Raw genomic sequence first — 17,500 nt, 5'->3', positions numbered from 1 at the left:
AACCAGGCTGGGATCTAAAAATGGCTGAACCACGTTTCGTACACCTGCGGGTGCATAGCGACTATTCCATGATTGACGGGCTGGCGAAAACCGGACCGCTGGTGAAAAAGGCGGCCGCGCTCGGCATGCCTGCGCTGGCGATCACCGATTTTACCAACCTGTGTGGTCTGGTGAAGTTCTACGGAACGGCGCACGGTGCCGGGATGAAGCCTATCGTCGGTGCTGATTTTCATGTGCAAAGCGATCTGCTTGGCGACGAGCTGACGCAGCTCACCGTTCTCGCTATCAACAACACCGGTTATCAAAACCTGACGCTGCTTATTTCGCGCGCCTACCAGCGTGGTTATGGCGCGCTCGGCCCGTGGATTGACCGCGACTGGCTGCTGGAGCTCAATGAAGGGCTGATTCTGCTTTCCGGCGGGCGCATGGGCGACGTGGGTAAAAGCGTGCTGCGCGGCAATAGTGCACTGGTTGAGCAGTGTCTTGAGTTCTATAAAACCCATTTTCACGATCGCTACTACCTGGAGCTGATCCGTACCGGGCGAGCGGACGAAGAGTCTTACCTGCATGCCGCTGTCGCACTGGCAGAAGAGCATGACTTGCCGGTTGTTGCGACCAACGATGTGCGGTTTATTGATGCCGACGACTTCGACGCCCATGAGATCCGCGTGGCGATCCACGACGGTTTTACCCTCGACGATCCCAAACGCCCGCGTAACTATTCGCCGCAGCAATACATGCGCAGCGAAGAGGAGATGTGCGAGCTCTTCTCGGATATCCCGGAAGCGCTGGAGAATACGGTCGAAATCGCCAAACGCTGTAACGTCACCGTTCGTCTTGGCGAATATTTCCTGCCGCAGTTCCCGACGGGGGATATGACCACCGAGGATTTCCTCGTGGCGAAATCCAAAGAGGGTCTGGAAGAACGACTGGCATTCCTCTTCCCGGATGAAAACGTGCGCGCCGAAAAGCGCCCGCCTTACGATGAACGTCTCGATATTGAACTCCAGGTTATCAACCAGATGGGGTTCCCGGGCTACTTCCTCATCGTGATGGAATTTATCCAGTGGTCGAAAGACAACGGCGTGCCGGTAGGGCCGGGACGTGGTTCCGGTGCGGGTTCGCTGGTGGCGTATGCGCTGAAAATTACTGACCTCGATCCGCTGGAGTTTGACCTGCTGTTCGAACGTTTCCTTAACCCGGAACGTGTGTCGATGCCTGACTTCGACGTCGATTTCTGCATGGAAAAACGCGACCAGGTTATCGAGCACGTGGCGGATATGTACGGGCGCGATGCGGTATCGCAGATCATCACCTTTGGTACCATGGCGGCGAAAGCGGTTATCCGCGACGTTGGCCGCGTGCTTGGCCACCCGTATGGCTTTGTCGACCGAATTTCAAAACTGGTGCCACCGGATCCGGGCATGACGCTGGCCAAAGCGTTTGAAGCCGAGCCGCAACTGCCAGAAATTTACGAAGCCGACGAAGAGGTCAAAGCGCTGATCGATATGGCGCGCAAGCTGGAAGGGGTGACGCGAAACGCCGGGAAACACGCCGGTGGTGTGGTTATCGCGCCAACCAAAATTACCGACTTTGCGCCGCTGTATTGTGATGAAGCCGGTCAGCATCCGGTTACCCAGTTCGATAAAAACGACGTGGAATATGCGGGCCTGGTGAAGTTCGACTTCCTCGGGCTGCGTACGCTGACCATCATTAACTGGGCGCTGGAGATGATTAACGCCCGGCGCGAGAATAACGGCGAGCCGCCGCTGGACATCGCCGCTATTCCGCTGGATGACAAGAAAAGTTTCGACATGCTGCAACGCTCGGAAACCACGGCGGTTTTCCAGCTTGAATCCCGCGGCATGAAAGACCTGATCAAACGCCTGCAGCCTGACTGCTTCGAAGATATGATCGCTCTGGTGGCGCTGTTCCGTCCGGGTCCGCTGCAATCAGGCATGGTGGATAACTTTATCGACCGTAAACACGGGCGTGAAGAGATCTCCTACCCGGATGTTCAGTGGCAGCACGAGAGCCTGAAGCCGGTGCTGGAGCCAACCTATGGCATCATCTTGTATCAGGAACAGGTGATGCAGATTGCGCAGGTGCTTTCGGGTTACACCCTTGGCGGCGCAGATATGCTGCGCCGTGCGATGGGTAAGAAAAAGCCGGAAGAGATGGCCAAGCAGCGCTCGATTTTTGAAGATGGCGCGAAGAAAAACGGTATCGACGGCGAACTGGCGATGAAAATCTTCGACCTGGTGGAAAAATTCGCCGGTTACGGATTTAACAAATCGCACTCTGCCGCCTATGCTTTGGTGTCGTACCAGACGCTGTGGCTGAAGGCGCACTATCCGGCCGAGTTTATGGCGGCGGTAATGACTGCCGATATGGACAACACCGAGAAAGTGGTTGGCCTGGTCGATGAGTGCTGGCGCATGGGGCTGAAAATTCTGCCGCCGGATATCAACTCGGGTCTGTACCATTTCCACGTTAATGACGATGGCGAAATTGTTTACGGCATCGGCGCGATCAAAGGCGTGGGGGAAGGCCCGATCGAGGCGATCATTGAAGCGCGCAACAACGGTGGCTACTTTCGCGAATTGTTTGATCTTTGCGCCCGTACCGACATCAAAAAACTCAATCGTCGGGTACTGGAAAAGCTAATTATGTCCGGGGCGTTTGATCGCCTTGGCCCGCATCGCGCTGCGCTAATGAACGCGCTGGGCGATGCGCTGAAAGCCGCCGACCAGCACTCAAAAGCCGAGGCGATTGGGCAGGCGGATATGTTTGGCGTGCTGGCAGAAGAGCCGGAGCAGATCGAGCAGTCCTACGCCAGTTGCCAGCCGTGGCCGGAACAGGTGGTGCTGGATGGCGAGCGTGAAACGTTAGGGTTGTACCTGACAGGTCACCCGATTAACCAGTATTTAAAAGAAATTGAGCGCTATGTCGGAGGCTACCGGCTGAAAGACATGCATCCGACCGAACGTGGGAAAGTGACCACGGCGGCGGGGCTCGTCATTGCCGCGCGGGTTATGGTCACCAAGCGCGGCAATCGTATCGGCATCTGTACCCTGGATGACCGTTCCGGGCGTCTTGAAGTGATGTTGTTCACTGACGCCCTGGATAAATACCAGCAACTGCTGGAAAAAGACCGCATACTTATCGTCAGCGGACAGGTCAGCTTTGATGACTTCAGTGGGGGGCTTAAAATGACCGCCCGCGAAGTGATGGACATTGACGAAGCCCGGGAAAAATATGCCCGTGGGCTTGCTATCTCGCTGACGGACAGGCAAATTGATGACCAGCTTTTAAACCGACTCCGTCAGTCTCTGGAACCCCACCGTTCGGGAACCATTCCAGTACATCTCTACTATCAGAGGACGGATGCGCGCGCGCGATTACGCTTCGGCGCAACGTGGCGCGTCTCTCCGAGCGATCGTTTACTCAACGATCTGCGTGGCCTCATAGGTTCGGAGCAGGTGGAACTGGAGTTTGACTAATACAGGAATACTATGAGTCTGAATTTCCTTGATTTCGAACAGCCGATTGCTGAGCTGGAAGCGAAAATCGATTCTCTGACCGCCGTTGGCCGTCAGGATGAAAAACTGGATATTAACATCGACGAAGAAGTGCATCGTCTGCGTGAGAAAAGCGTTGAGCTGACACGTAAAATTTTCGCCGATCTTGGCGCATGGCAGGTCGCGCAGTTGGCTCGCCATCCGCTGCGTCCATACACCCTGGATTATGTCCGCCTGGCTTTCGACGAGTTCGACGAACTGGCTGGCGATCGTGCTTACGCTGACGATAAAGCCATTGTTGGCGGTATCGCGCGTCTGGATGGGCGTCCGGTGATGATCATCGGCCACCAGAAAGGCCGTGAAACCAAAGAAAAAATCCGCCGTAACTTCGGTATGCCGGCACCGGAAGGGTATCGCAAAGCGCTGCGCCTGATGGAAATGGCAGAACGCTTCAACATGCCGATCATTACCTTTATCGACACGCCGGGGGCTTATCCGGGCGTGGGCGCGGAAGAGCGTGGTCAGTCTGAAGCGATCGCGCGTAACCTGCGTGAAATGTCCCGCCTGAGTGTGCCGGTTATCTGCACCGTGATCGGCGAAGGCGGCTCCGGCGGCGCACTGGCGATTGGTGTGGGCGATAAAGTGAATATGCTGCAATACAGCACCTATTCTGTTATCTCCCCGGAAGGTTGCGCATCGATTCTGTGGAAAAGCGCCGATAAAGCGCCGCTGGCTGCCGAAGCGATGGGGATTATCGCCCCGCGTCTGAAAGAACTGAAACTGATCGACTCGATCATTTCGGAACCGCTGGGCGGTGCTCATCGTAACCCGGAAGCGATGGCGGCGTCGCTGAAAGCACAACTGCTGGCCGATCTGGCCGATTTGGATGTGCTGAGCAAAGACGATCTGCGTAACCGCCGTTACCAGCGTCTGATGAGCTACGGCTACGCCTGATCCTCATCCCACTCTGAAAAGCCGCACCGCTGTGCGGCTTTTTTTATACCTGCCGTTTACCTCAACTATGCTTAGCTAAGGTTTTTAACGGAGGTAGCCGTGAATATTATTGCCATCATGGGACCACATGGCGTTTTCTATAAAGATGAGCCAATTAAGGAGCTGGAGCAGGCATTACAGGCCCAGGGCTTTCAACTTATCTGGCCGCAAAACAGCACCGACTTACTGAAATTTATCGAACACAACCCGCGCATCTGCGGCGTTATCTTTGACTGGGATGAGTACTCCCTCGATCTGTGCAGCGAAATCAATCAGCTTAACGAATATCTCCCGCTGTACGCCTTTATCAATACTCACTCGACGATGGACGTCAGCATCCAGGATATGCGCATGGCGCTGTGGTTTTTCGAGTATGCGCTGGGTGTGTCCGAGGATATTGCTACGCGTATCGGTCAGTACACCCGCGAGTATCTCGAAACCATCACGCCGCCGTTTACCCGCGCGCTGTTTACCTACGTTAAAGAAGGCAAATATACCTTTTGTACACCGGGGCATATGGCGGGCACAGCTTATCAGAAAAGCCCGGTTGGCTGCCTGTTTTACGATTTTTTCGGTGGCAATACGTTAAAAGCAGATGTCTCTATTTCGGTCACGGAGCTGGGCTCGTTACTGGATCACACAGGCCCGCATCTGGAAGCCGAAGAGTATATCGCCCGCACCTTTGGCGCGGAGCAGAGCTACATGGTGACCAACGGCACCTCCACCTCGAATAAAATCGTCGGCATGTATGCCGCACCGGCCGGCAGCACATTGTTGATTGATCGTAACTGCCATAAGTCACTGGCACATCTGCTGATGATGAGCGACGTTACGCCGCTATGGCTGAAACCCGGGCGCAATGCGCTGGGGATTCTGGGTGGGATCCCTCGTCGTGAATTTACCCATGCCAGCATCGAACAGAAGGTTGCAAAAACAGCGGGCGCACGCTGGCCGGTACATGCGGTGATCACCAACTCCACTTATGACGGACTGTTGTATAACACTGACTGGATCAAAAAGACGCTTGATGTGCCGTCGATCCACTTCGATTCTGCCTGGGTTCCTTATACCAATTTCCACCCGATTTACGCCGGGAAAAGCGGCATGAGCGGCGAGCGGGTGCCGGGAAAAGTGTTCTTTGAAACCCAGTCGACGCACAAAATGCTGGCGGCATTTTCACAGGCATCGCTGATTCATATTAAAGGTGAATATGATGAAGACACCTTTAACGAAGCATTTATGATGCACACCACCACCTCGCCGAGTTACCCGCTGGTGGCCTCCATCGAAACGGCGGCTGCGATGCTGCGCGGTAATCCCGGCAAACGTCTGATTAACCGTTCCGTCGAGCGCGCGCTGCATTTCCGTAAAGAAGTTCAGCGGCTGAAAGATGAAGCCGATGGCTGGTTCTTTGATATCTGGCAGCCAGAAGAGATTGAAGAGGCGGACTGCTGGCCGGTTGCGCCCGGTGAAGCATGGCACGGTTTTCGCGATGCGGATGCCGACCATATGTTTCTCGATCCGGTTAAAGTGACCATCCTGACGCCGGGGATGGACGAGCTGGGGAACATGAGCGACGAGGGGATCCCGGCGGCGCTGGTGGCGAAGTTCCTCGATGAGCGCGGCGTTGTAGTCGAGAAAACCGGGCCATATAACCTGCTGTTCTTATTCAGTATTGGCATTGATAAAACCCGCGCGATGGGGTTGCTGCGCGGATTGATGGAGTTTAAACGCGCCTACGATCTGAATCTGCGCGTGAAGAATATGCTGCCGGATCTCTACGCCGAAGATCCGGATTTCTACCGCAATATGCGCATTCAGGATCTGGCGCAGGGGATCCATAAGCTCATCCGCCAGCACGATCTTCCACGTTTAATGCTGCAAGCGTTTGATGTATTACCGGAAATGAAACTGACGCCGCACCAGGCCTGGCAGCGGCAAATTCAGGGCGAGGTGGAAACCATTGAGCTTGAGCGACTGATAGGGCGAATCTCGGCGAATATGATCCTGCCTTATCCGCCAGGCGTGCCGCTGGTGATGCCCGGTGAAATGATCACCGAAGCGAGCAGAGCCGTGCTGGATTTCCTGCTGATGCTTTGCGCTATTGGCCGCCACTATCCCGGTTTTGAGACGGATATTCATGGCGCGAAGCGGGACGAAGAGGGCGTTTATCGGGTACGAGTCCTAAAAAACCGCTGAGCTATTGCGGGCAAACACCGGCAGGCGTAACGTTCTGGCATCAAAAAAGGAGAGACTATGCTGGGTTTAAAACAGGTTCATCATATTGCCATCATTGCTACGGACTACGCGAAGAGCAAAGCGTTTTACTGCGATATCCTCGGGTTTACGCTGCAAAGCGAGGTCTATCGCGAAGCACGTGATTCATGGAAAGGCGACCTGGCGCTGAACGGCCAGTATGTGATTGAGCTGTTTTCTTTCCCGTTCCCGCCTGCGCGCCCAAGCCGACCAGAAGCCTGCGGGCTGCGCCATCTGGCGTTTAGCGTTGATGACATCGACAAGGCGGTGGCGCATCTGGCGGCTCACGGTGTGCAGTGCGAAGAGATCCGCATCGATCCTTACACCGATAAACGCTTCACTTTCTTTACCGATCCTGATGGCCTGCCGCTCGAGCTTTACCAGCAGTAATACTTGCCACTTCCGCTAATGCCCGGTAACGTGCCGGGCATTACTCCGTTTTGATAATCGCTATGACCACGCCCTTTTTTGCATCAATGCCGACCACATCGCGCCAGTTTCTGGTGGCGTTTAGCGGTGGGCTGGATTCAACCGTCCTGCTGCATAAATTGATGCTTTGGCGTCAGCAATTTCCCGAACTCAAACTGCGCGCCATTCATATTCACCACGGGCTTAGCCCGCACGCCGACGCCTGGGCGGAGCATTGTGAGGATATTTGCGCGCGCTGGCAGATCCCGCTCAGCGTCGTTCGCGTTCAACTGGTGAACACCGGGGAAGGGATTGAAGCGCAGGCGCGCAACGCGCGTTATCAGGCATTTGCGGAGGCACTGCTGCCCGGTGACGTGCTGGTAACGGCTCAGCATCTGGACGATCAGTGTGAAACGTTCCTGCTGGCGTTAAAACGCGGCAGCGGGCCTGCCGGGCTGGCGGCCATGCCCGAAAGTATGCCTTTTGCCGGCACTCAGCTTATTCGACCCTTACTGACACAAACTCGCGATGAGCTGCACCAGTGGGCGCTTCACCATGCGCTGTCATGGATTGAGGATGAAAGTAACGCCGACACCAGCTTCGATCGCAATTTTTTACGCTTGCAGGTTTTACCGGTGCTGGCGGCGCGCTGGCCACATTTCGCCGACGCTGTTGCGCGAAGTGCCGCGCTGTGTGGCGAGCAAGAGCAGTTACTTGATGAGCTACTGGCGGCGGAACTTGATGCGGCGACGACGGCTGAAGGGGCGCTGGAGCTTGTCCCTCTTTATACGCTAAGCGATGCGCGCCGTCGGGCGCTGCTGCGTCGCTGGCTGGCGCAGCGCGGCGCGGTCATGCCGTCACGCGCCATGCTTGATCGCTTGTGGCAGGAAGTGGCGCTGGCGCGAGAAGATGCCTCACCGTGTCTGCAACTTGGTGAGTTCGAGGTGCGTCGCTATCAGTCGTGCTTGTGGTGGATCCGCGCCATTGAAAGCCAGCGTGATACGCAACTGCCGTGGCTGGCACCTTTCGAGCCGCTAACATTACCGGCGGGTCTTGGTGAGCTGTCGCTAGTGGCGGGGGGGGAAATTCGCCCCCCCAACGCTGATGAGGCGGTTTCGATCCGCTTTCAGGCACCCGGTATGTTGCATATCGTCGGGCGCAGCGGCGGGCGCAAGCTGAAGAAAATCTGGCAGGAACTTGGCGTGGCGCCCTGGCGGCGCGATACCACGCCGCTGCTGTTTTATGGTGAAACGTTGATGGCGGCGGCGGGGTTATTCGTTACGCGAGAAGGGGCGAAAAGCGCGGAGCAAAAAGGCGTACGGCTGGCGTGGCGAAGATAACGGGCAACAGGCGCTGCCCGCAAAATGTCAGGACTCGCTCACCACAACGGTGCCGATTTCAGGATGGCTGAAGCTGGCAATTTTATCGAGACGCAGTTCGCGCGCGGCGCCTGCGACATCAACCACCAGATACTCCACATTTTTACGTGAGACTAAATCGTTGGCTTTGGCGCTGAGCACCTCGCCGTCTTTCATTTCCAGCTTCAATAAAAGATGATGCTGGCAGGCGAGTTCAAGGTTGTCATAGTCATCACAGTTGATGGGTTGATAGGCATCATTCATTGACATAATCGCTCACCAGTAAGTTCGCGGCAGCATACGCCGCCTTTTCCCTGACCGACTCTGAAAGGGTGTCATCCGACGCCATTTCATTCAGCACTTTCAACACGCACCCCAGCGCATCCGGGATATACCCTAAATCTCCGCTGGCGATTTCCGCATAACGTCTGCGTACTAACTCACAATAATTGTTCACATCACCTCCTGTCAGCAACCTGACTTTACTGTGAGATAACACTAAGCCTACGAAGTTAAACTCTGTTTAGCAAGGTGACTATACCACAGCTTATTCATCATTATCAGGGCGATGAATATCCACTGCGACAAGAGATAACAGCGCTTTATGCTTATATTCGCTACAATAGCGACCATTTTATGAAGGAGCGGTGACATGGCATTAAAAGCGACAATTTATAAAGCGACGGTGAACGTTGCCGATTTGGATCGTAATCAGTTTTTAGATGCAACGCTGACGCTGGCTCGCCATCCTTCTGAGACGCAAGAACGCATGATGCTGCGCCTGCTGGCGTGGATGAAATATGCGGATGAACGCCTGCAATTTACCCGCGGTCTCAGTGCTGACGATGAACCGGAACTGTGGCTACGCAATGATTATCTGGGTATCGATCTGTGGATTGAGCTGGGGCTGCCGGAGGAAAAACGGCTGAAGAAAGCCTGCTCACAGGCGAAAGAAGTGGCGCTTTTTACCTATAATTCACGCGCGGCGCAGATCTGGTGGCAGCAGAACCAGTCGCGCTGCGCGGCATTTAGCAATCTGAGCATCTGGTATCTGGATGATGTGCAACTGGCCGGGTTGAGCGCGTTTGCCAGCGATCGTACCATGACGCTGCAAGCGACGTTACAGGATGGCGCTATCTGGTTATCGGCTGAGAGCCAGAATCTGGAGATCCACCTTGAAGCCTGGCAGCAGCCGCAATGATTGAGATCTCCCGTTCGGTCGCCATTGCTGACGAAGAGCTGGAAATCACGGCGGTGCGTGCGCAGGGCGCGGGCGGTCAGCATGTCAATAAGAGCTCAACGGCGATCCACCTGCGTTTTGACATCCGGGCTTCAAGCCTGCCAGAGTATTACAAAGCGCGTTTACTGGAGGCGTCGCACCATCTGATTAGCAGCGAAGGCTGGGTGGTGATAAAAGCACAGGAATATCGCAGCCAGGAGATGAACCGCGAAGCAGCAATCGCTCGCCTGGTGGCGTTAATTAAAGAATTAACTGTCGTGCAAAAGAGCCGTCGGGCAACGCGCCCAACCCGCGCATCGAAAGAGCGCCGGTTATCGGGCAAGGCGCAAAAGTCGTCGGTAAAAGCGCTACGCGGTAAAGTTCGGGGTCATGAAGGCTGACGGGTAATAACAGAATCGGGCATAAGGAATTGGGTGTGAAAAAAGCGATTTTAGCGGTGCTGGCGGGGTGTACGCTCTTTGCGCTTTTCGGATGTAACAACCGTGGCGATGTTGAGACGGTACAGCCAACACAAGTTGAAGAATTGAAACCGATGCAGCAAAGCTGGCGCGGTGTTTTGCCCTGCGCGGATTGCGAAGGGATTGAAACCTCTCTGTTTCTGGAGAAAGACGGGAGCTGGGTGATGAACCAGCGCTATCAGGGAGGAAAAGCGCCCTCGGTGTTTGCCACGTATGGTAACTGGGCGCGCACGGCGGATAAACTGATCCTCACTGATACGCACGGTGATAAAACCTTTTTCCGCGCCAAAGGCGATGCGCTGGAGATGCTGGACCAGCAAGGCAATCCCATCACTTCTCAGCTCAATTACACGTTACAGCCAGTAAAAGCCGCGCTACCGGCAACGCCAATGGCGATGCGCGGCATGTATATGTATATGGCTGATGCGGCAGTATTTACCGATTGTGCAACCGGCAAGAAGGTAACCGTTGCCAGCAATGCGCAGCTTGAGCGCGACTATGCGGCAGCGCGCGGAACAGAAACCAAACCGATTCTGCTGGTGGTCGAAGGGCATTTCACCGTTGAGCCAAACCCCGACACCGGTGCGGCGCAGAAAGTGCTGGTGACGAATAAACGCGGTAAGTTTAGCCCCAATAAAGGCTGTGATGATTAAGCATTAGCAGCGCAAAATCCGCCTTCACAGAAGGCGGCATGATTAGCGTGAAGGGCATGCGAAACCTGCGCTTAAAATGAAACCTCTGTTGATCATGCTTGATTTAAACCCAGTAATAATAAGGCAGCGCCAAAACCAGATGCCCGTCACGTGGTATTTCGGTAGTTATAAAAAAGCCCCGCATTGCGGGGCGTTTTGTTGGAGCGCTTAGCCTTTGATGGCTTTGACCAGATAATCGAGGATATCCCCGGTTTTGATCAGTTGCTTCTCGCCATTGCGACGGTATTTATATTCGATATCGTCGTTGTCGAGGTTACGATCGCCAATTACCACCGTATGCGGGATACCGATCAGTTCCATATCGGCAAACATCACACCCGGGCGCTCTTTACGATCGTCCATCAGCACTTCAATACCCTGCGCACGCAGCTCGGCGTAGAGTTTCTCCGCCAGTTCCTGCACGCGATAAGATTTGTGCATGTTCATTGGCAGCAGCGCGACCTGGAACGGCGCAATGGCGTCAGGCCAGATGATCCCGCGCTCGTCGTTGTTCTGCTCAATGGCCGCAGCCACAACACGCGTTACACCAATACCGTAGCAACCCATGGTCAGGATCTGGTTACGACCATCTTCGCCCTGCACGGCGGCGTTCAGCGCCTGGGAGTACTTGGTGCCCAGCTGGAAGATGTGACCGACTTCGATACCGCGCTTGATAAGCAGCGTACCTTTGCCATCCGGGCTCGGATCGCCAGCAACAACATTACGGATATCTGCCACTTCCGGGGTCGCTACATCACGATCCCAGTTGATGCCGAAGTAGTGTTTGCCATCGATATTCGCGCCAGCAGAAAAATCGCTCATCGCCGCAACGGTACGGTCAATCACAACCGGAACCGGCATGTTCACCGGGCCGAGCGAGCCCGGGCCTGCATTCACTACCGCGCGGATTTCCGCTTCGGTGGCGAAGGTCAACGGCGCGGCAACCTGCGGCAGTTTTTCCGCTTTAACTTCGTTCAGCTCATGATCGCCGCGCACCAGCAGCGCAACCAGCGGGGAGCTGCTGCCTTCAACCGCTTTAACCAGCAGGGTTTTCACGGTTTTTTCAATCGGCAGGTTGAACTGCTCAACCAGCTCAGCGATGGTTTTGGCGTTCGGTGTGTCAACCAGCGTCATTTCCTGCGTTGCCGCGGCGCGCGGCTCTTTTGGTGCCAGCGCTTCGGCAAACTCAATGTTGGCGGCAAAATCGGAGGAGTCAGAGAAGATCACATCGTCTTCACCGCTCTGCGCCAGCACCTGGAATTCGTGCGAGGCGCTACCGCCGATCGAGCCGGTATCTGCCTGTACGGCGCGGAAATCCAGACCCATACGGCTGAAGATTTTGCTGTAGGCGGCGTACATTGCATCGTACGTCTCCTGCAACGATTCCTGAGATGTATGGAAAGAGTAGGCATCTTTCATCAGGAATTCGCGTGAGCGCATGACGCCAAAACGCGGGCGCACTTCATCACGGAACTTGGTCTGGATCTGGAAGAAGTTCAGCGGCAACTGCTTGTACGAGTTCAGCTCGTTACGAATCAGGTCGGTGATCACTTCTTCATGCGTTGGGCCGAGGACAAACGGACGATCGCCGCGATCGACAAAACGCAGCAGTTCCGGGCCATATTGCTCCCAGCGGCCGCTTTCCTGCCACAGGTCGGCGGGCTGCACTACTGGCATGGACACCTCAATCGCACCGGCGTTATTCATCTCTTCACGCACGATGTTTTCGACTTTTTTCAGAACGCGCAAACCGGTTGGCAGCCAGGTGTATAACCCGGAGGCCAGTTTGCGGATCATCCCGGCGCGCAGCATCAGCTGGTGGCTGATGACTTCGGCGTCGGCAGGCGTCTCCTTCAGAGTGGAGAGCAAGTATTGGCTAGTACGCATGTTGTTACGGTTCCATTTGGACAATCGGAACAGGCCTAAGACAGGCCTGACACAGAAAAAAGTGGTTTAGTTTATCAGCCTGGCAGAGATGCCAAAAGAGAGGGGGATAAAATTAGCGCGCTTCGAGCGCAAACACTTCAAAGCCGCCATCGGTTACGCGCCAGCGCACGTTAAAATCCAACAGCCAGACGGCGTAGGTTTTTCCCTGCTCTTCCCCTTTCTTATAAGCTGGGCGCGGATCCTGCGCCAGCACTTCGCACAGAAAGGTTTTGAAATGCGGGTAGCGTTTTTCAAGCCCACTAAGCTGCGCTTCGACATCCGGCGTAAAAGTGACGGCTACATCAGCAGAAGGTGCCTGTTGCGCGTAGCTAGCTTGCGCATCGGGCAAGGCTTCAGCAAACGGCAAATAGGGCTTGATATCCACCACCGGCGTGCCATCGACCAGATCAAGACTGCCAAGTTGTAAAATCACCTGATCTTTCTGGCAGCGGATGCCGTGCAACTCAACCAGCGACATGCCGATCGGGTTAGGCCGAAAGGTTGAACGCGTGGCGAAAACCCCCATTCTCGCGTTTCCTCCCAGCCGGGGCGGGCGCACGGTTGGTCGCCAGCCGCCTTCCATCGTTTGATGAAACACGAAAAGCACCCACAGGTGGCTGAACTCTTCAAGGCCACGCACGGCATCGGGCTGGTTATAAGGAGGAAGCAAGTGAAGTTCGCCGCCGCCGTGTTTCACCAGACCTGGCTGGCGCGGTACGGCAAACTTCTCTTTATACGGTGAGCGGATAACGCCGATTTGCTCGAAAGCAAATGTACTCATTTGGATGAGATATTCAGTGCAGAACCTACGCAAACCGCCTGACGGTAGCAACCCGGCGTGCCGCTGGTCACTTCGCAGCTGTGCTGCAGAACCGCGTTAGCTTTCAGCTTAGATGCATTGATTTGCATGCGTTTACGCGCGGTAGGAATATTCGGCGGAGAGTCCTGATTGCTGGCCTGGCAGGATTCACCGGTAACTTCGCCCAGATCGCGGAACGGTTTACCGACCAGCTCGGTGGCATCCGTAATGACCCGTACAGGGACAGGGCGCGTGACTTTCGGTTTCTCCGGTTCTACTTTTGGCGCCGCAGCGGTGCTTTTTACAGGTTCGACAGGAGATCTGCTTAGCAAGGAGCAGCCACTTAACATGAGTGCTAATAAACAGATCGGTAAAGCACGCATAATATATCCTCGAAGTAATTTTCTTAACGCCGCTTATTGAATCAGGCGCGTGCACAAATGACAAGGCGGGCTTGCGCCCGCCTTGAATGATATTACAGACTGAGGAGATTACCAGCCTTTCACTGCGCCGCCGTTGAAGACTTTATTTGCCGCTTCGCTGACTTCGTCAGACTGGTAAGCCTGGACGAATTTCTTCACGTTTTCCGCGTCTTTGTTATCTTCACGCGCAACGATCAGGTTGACGTACGGGGAGTCTTTATCTTCAACGAAGATGCCGTCTTTTTCCGGCGTCAGGCCAATCTGGCTGGCGTAAGTGGTGTTGATGACCGCCAGCGCAATCTGCGCATCGTCCAGGGAACGCGGCAGTTGCGGGGCTTCCAGTTCAACAATTTTCAGGTTTTTCGTGTTTTCGGTGATATCCAGCACGGTTGGCAGCAGACCCACGCCATCTTTCAGTTTGATAAGACCTTGTTTTTGCAACAACAGCAGGGAACGGCCGAGGTTGGTTGGGTCGTTCGGAACGGCTACCTGAGAACCATCCTGCAGCTCAGACAGGGCTTTGATTTTTTTCGAGTAGCCGGCGATCGGGTAAACGAAGGTATTGCCGACCGGAACCAGTTTGAAGCCACGGTCTTTTATCTGCTGATCCAGATACGGTTTATGCTGGAAGGCGTTCGCGTCAATGTCGCCTTTACTCAGCGCTTCGTTCGGCAGCACGTAGTCGTTAAAGGTAACCAGCTCAACGTCCAGGCCATATTTCTCTTTTGCGACTTTCTGTGCGACTTCAGCAACTTGCTGTTCGGCGCCCACAATCACACCGACTTTGATGTGATTCGGATCTTTTTCGTCCTGGCCGCAACCAGCCAGCGCCAGAGAACCCAGCAGAGCACCAACTGCTGCAAAGGTCTTGAATTTAAAAGCCATGATATTTTCCTTTCTATCTGAGTCGTTATGTTGTGTGTAACGTTATTTATGCGTCACAGCCCGGACGATACGATCGCCAGCGAACTGAATTAAGTAAACCAGAACCACGAGCAATATCAGTACGGTATTCATCACTAATGGATTGTAGGTCACATAGCCGTATTGGATACCCAACTGACCTAAACCACCCGCACCAACGGCACCGCCCATCGCTGAGTAACCCACCAGGGTAATCAGCGTAATGGTCGCCGCGTTAATCAGCCCCGGCAGCGCTTCCGGCAGCAGAACTTTGCGGATGATCTGCATTGGCGTTGCGCCCATGGCGCGTGATGCCTCAATCAGACCCGCTGGCAGCTCCAGTAGAGTATTTTCTACCATGCGGGCAATAAACGGCGCGGCGCCTACTGTCAGTGGAACGATGACGGCATACAGACCAATAGATGTACCAACAATCACGCGGGTGAAAGGAATCATCCACACCAGCAAAATGATAAATGGGATGGATCGGAAAATATTCACCAGCGCGGAAATCACGCGATACAGCCCGGGGTTTTGCATGATTTGACCCGGACGCGTCACATATAGCAGCACGCCAAACGGCAGCCCGACGATAAAACCCAGCAAGCCTGAAGCAAAGGTCATAAATAACGTTTCCCAGATGCTGCGGGCAAAAAGCCACATCATTGCCTCAGACATAACCGAGTACCTCTACTTTTACGTGGTGTTCTTGCAGCCAGGCGATTGCGGCCTGGGTATCCTCCGGGGTGCCGTGCATTTCGGTCAGCATAATGCCGAACTTCACGCCGCCCGCGTAATCCATCTGCGCGCTAATAATATTGTTGTTCACGTTAAAACGACGCGCCGTTTCCGACAGCAGCGGGGCATCGACGGATTGACCGGTAAACTCCATTCGCAGCATCGGTACGCTGTCCGTTTGCGGCTGCGCCTGTAAGCGTTGCAGGTAATCTTCCGGAATGTCGAGGTGCAGGGTGGACTGGATAAACTGCTGCGCCAGCGGTGTTTTCGGATGGGAGAACACTTCGCTCACCGTATCCTGCTCAATCAGTTCGCCGTTGCTGATTACCGCCACGCAATCACAAATGCGTTTTACCACATCCATTTCATGCGTAATGAGCAGGATAGTTAGCCCGAGGCGACGGTTAATGTCTTTGAGCAATTCAAGAATAGAACGTGTGGTTGCCGGATCCAGTGCGCTGGTGGCTTCATCACATAACAACACTTTCGGGTTGCTGGCCAGCGCTCGAGCAATGGCGACGCGCTGTTTTTGCCCGCCGGAAAGATTGGCCGGGTAGCTGTCGTGCTTATCTGCCAGACCTACCAGATCGAGAAGTTCTGTTACCCGGCGATTGATGTCGTCGCGCGAGGTGTTATCCAGCTCCAGCGGTAAAGCAACGTTACCGAAAACGGTTCGCGAAGAGAGCAGGTTAAAGTGCTGGAAGATCATGCCAATTTGGCGGCGCGCTTTGGTTAATTCCGCCTCTGACAACTGCGTCAGATCCTGGCCGTCAACCAGAACGCTGCCCTGTGATGGACGTTCAAGTAAGTTGACGCAGCGGATAAGCGTACTTTTCCCCGCCCCTGACGCGCCAATAACGCCATAAATTTGACCAGCTGGAACGTGCAGGCTTACGTTGTACAGCGCCTGAATCGTACGGTTCCCTTGCTGGAACACTTTGGTGATATTCGAAAGTTTAATCATTAGATTATTTTTATCGTATGAGAGTTAGCCGTGGCATTTTCTTCTGCCTGTTACGACTTTCAGCCGTAAACAGAGCGGATGGTAAGGCATCCAGACGTCTAAATCAATGTCACTCATCAACGATGAGCACTTTCCTGTGTAGCGAAACATGAGATACTAAGGACATATGCCTTTTTCAGGAGCAAACCCGTGGCAAAGTCTGTACCCGCTATTTTTCTTGATCGTGATGGCACTATTAATGTTGATCACGGCTACGTTCATGAGATCGACGAATTTGAATTTATTGAAGGTGTTATTGACGCCATGCGCGAACTGAAAGAAATGGGTTATGCGTTGGTGCTGGTGACTAACCAGTCTGGTATTGCACGCGGCAAATTCACCGAGGCGCAGTTTGAAACGTTAACCGAATGGATGGACTGGTCTTTAGCCGATCGCGGCGTTGATTTGGATGGCATCTACTATTGTCCACATCACCCGCAGGGAACAGTAGAAGAGTTCCGTCAGGTTTGTGACTGTCGTAAACCGCACCCGGGCATGCTCATCTCGGCGCGCGATTTTCTGCACATTGATATGGCCGCTTCTTATATGGTTGGCGATAAGCTGGAAGATATGCAGGCGGCATCTGCTGCACAAGTAGGAACAAAAGTACTGGTACGCACCGGGAAACCCGTCACGCCGGAAGCTGAAAATAGCGCCGATTGGGTGATTAATAGCCTTGCGGAGCTGCCAGCAGCCATCAAAAAGCACCAAAAATAGCCTTTATGACGAAAAGATGAGCGGTTGAAATAAAAATGTGTTTTTCCGCTTGTCATTCAGCTCGGG

The 17,500-nt window shown here is 54.4% G+C and carries 17 protein-coding genes; 9 read left to right on the top strand and 8 right to left on the bottom strand.

Annotated features, from left to right (window positions below; all coding sequences use genetic code 11):
• Positions 1–20: 20 nt before the first annotated feature.
• The 5 genes from dnaE to tilS all read left to right on the top strand — a co-directional run bounded on the left by dnaE (position 21) and on the right by tilS (position 8,518).
• The gene (dnaE, locus tag O3S68_RS18810) at positions 21–3,503 is read left to right on the top strand and encodes a DNA polymerase III subunit alpha (RefSeq protein WP_269232205.1); all 3,483 of its coding nucleotides are present in this window, start codon (positions 21–23) and stop codon (positions 3,501–3,503) included.
• A 12-nt stretch (positions 3,504–3,515) separates the two neighbouring features.
• Entirely contained in the window at positions 3,516–4,475 is a 960-nt protein-coding gene (gene accA / locus O3S68_RS18805; RefSeq protein ID WP_269232204.1) for an acetyl-CoA carboxylase carboxyl transferase subunit alpha, read from the top strand.
• 99 nt (positions 4,476–4,574) lie between these two features.
• Positions 4,575–6,713 carry a lysine decarboxylase LdcC gene (locus tag O3S68_RS18800; protein ID WP_020456618.1) on the top strand — a complete coding sequence of 713 codons (2,139 nt, stop codon included), beginning with the start codon at positions 4,575–4,577 and terminating at the stop codon, positions 6,711–6,713.
• A 57-nt stretch (positions 6,714–6,770) separates the two neighbouring features.
• Complete coding sequence (locus O3S68_RS18795) at positions 6,771–7,160, top strand: VOC family protein (RefSeq protein ID WP_020456619.1); 390 nt, start codon at positions 6,771–6,773, stop codon at positions 7,158–7,160.
• Between the two features lie 62 nt (positions 7,161–7,222).
• Complete coding sequence (gene tilS, locus O3S68_RS18790; protein ID WP_269232203.1) at positions 7,223–8,518, top strand: tRNA lysidine(34) synthetase TilS; 1,296 nt, start codon at positions 7,223–7,225, stop codon at positions 8,516–8,518.
• A 27-nt stretch (positions 8,519–8,545) separates the two neighbouring features.
• On the opposite strand, the gene rof is transcribed toward tilS, so the two are convergent.
• Together rof and O3S68_RS18780 are read right to left on the bottom strand one after the other, a co-directional pair.
• Complete coding sequence (gene rof, locus O3S68_RS18785; RefSeq protein ID WP_017458015.1) at positions 8,546–8,806, bottom strand: Rho-binding antiterminator; 261 nt, start codon at positions 8,804–8,806, stop codon at positions 8,546–8,548.
• On the bottom strand, positions 8,793–8,993 hold the full coding sequence (locus O3S68_RS18780; protein WP_017458016.1) for a YaeP family protein: 201 nt from the start codon (positions 8,991–8,993) through the stop codon (positions 8,793–8,795). Before O3S68_RS18780 ends, rof begins: the two co-directional genes overlap by 14 nt.
• A gap of 195 nt (positions 8,994–9,188) precedes the next feature.
• Here O3S68_RS18780 and O3S68_RS18775 point away from each other — a divergent pair, with 195 nt between their 5' ends.
• Genes O3S68_RS18775 through nlpE form a run of 3 tightly spaced genes read left to right on the top strand, consistent with a single transcriptional unit; the run spans position 9,189 to position 10,887 of the window.
• Positions 9,189–9,737, top strand: a complete 549-nt coding sequence (locus O3S68_RS18775) for a YaeQ family protein (protein WP_269232202.1) — start codon at positions 9,189–9,191, stop codon at positions 9,735–9,737.
• Positions 9,734–10,156, top strand: coding sequence for an alternative ribosome rescue aminoacyl-tRNA hydrolase ArfB (arfB, locus tag O3S68_RS18770; protein ID WP_020456622.1), 423 nt, complete (start codon positions 9,734–9,736; stop codon positions 10,154–10,156). Before O3S68_RS18775 ends, arfB begins: the two co-directional genes overlap by 4 nt.
• Before the next feature lie 35 nt (positions 10,157–10,191).
• The gene (nlpE, locus tag O3S68_RS18765; protein ID WP_269232201.1) at positions 10,192–10,887 is read left to right on the top strand and encodes an envelope stress response activation lipoprotein NlpE; all 696 of its coding nucleotides are present in this window, start codon (positions 10,192–10,194) and stop codon (positions 10,885–10,887) included.
• 207 nt (positions 10,888–11,094) lie between these two features.
• On the opposite strand, the gene proS is transcribed toward nlpE, so the two are convergent.
• The 6 genes from proS to metN form a co-directional block, all read right to left on the bottom strand.
• Positions 11,095–12,813 carry a proline--tRNA ligase gene (proS, locus tag O3S68_RS18760; protein WP_020456624.1) on the bottom strand — a complete coding sequence of 573 codons (1,719 nt, stop codon included), beginning with the start codon at positions 12,811–12,813 and terminating at the stop codon, positions 11,095–11,097.
• Between the two features lie 112 nt (positions 12,814–12,925).
• Positions 12,926–13,633, bottom strand: a complete 708-nt coding sequence (gene tsaA / locus O3S68_RS18755; protein WP_020456625.1) for a tRNA (N6-threonylcarbamoyladenosine(37)-N6)-methyltransferase TrmO — start codon at positions 13,631–13,633, stop codon at positions 12,926–12,928.
• Entirely contained in the window at positions 13,630–14,034 is a 405-nt protein-coding gene (gene rcsF, locus O3S68_RS18750) for an Rcs stress response system protein RcsF (protein ID WP_020456626.1), read from the bottom strand. The genes tsaA and rcsF overlap by 4 nt, the downstream gene beginning before the upstream one ends.
• Positions 14,035–14,142: 108 nt before the next feature.
• Complete coding sequence (metQ, locus tag O3S68_RS18745; protein WP_269232200.1) at positions 14,143–14,958, bottom strand: methionine ABC transporter substrate-binding lipoprotein MetQ; 816 nt, start codon at positions 14,956–14,958, stop codon at positions 14,143–14,145.
• 42 nt (positions 14,959–15,000) lie between these two features.
• Positions 15,001–15,654, bottom strand: a complete 654-nt coding sequence (locus O3S68_RS18740; protein WP_017458024.1) for a methionine ABC transporter permease MetI — start codon at positions 15,652–15,654, stop codon at positions 15,001–15,003.
• Positions 15,647–16,678 (bottom strand): methionine ABC transporter ATP-binding protein MetN, encoded by a 1,032-nt coding sequence (metN, locus tag O3S68_RS18735; protein WP_269232199.1) that lies wholly within the window; start codon positions 16,676–16,678, stop codon positions 15,647–15,649. The genes O3S68_RS18740 and metN overlap by 8 nt, the downstream gene beginning before the upstream one ends.
• Positions 16,679–16,867: 189 nt before the next feature.
• Between metN and gmhB the strand changes: the two genes are divergently transcribed.
• Complete coding sequence (gene gmhB, locus O3S68_RS18730) at positions 16,868–17,434, top strand: D-glycero-beta-D-manno-heptose 1,7-bisphosphate 7-phosphatase (protein WP_269232198.1); 567 nt, start codon at positions 16,868–16,870, stop codon at positions 17,432–17,434.
• Positions 17,435–17,500: the final 66 nt, after the last annotated feature.

The sequence above is a fragment of the Kosakonia sp. SOY2 genome (genome assembly GCF_027109175.1).
Lineage (GTDB): Bacteria > Pseudomonadota > Gammaproteobacteria > Enterobacterales > Enterobacteriaceae > Kosakonia.
Note: the sequence above shows the minus strand (reverse complement) of the source record. Positions and strands in the feature narration are given on the sequence as shown.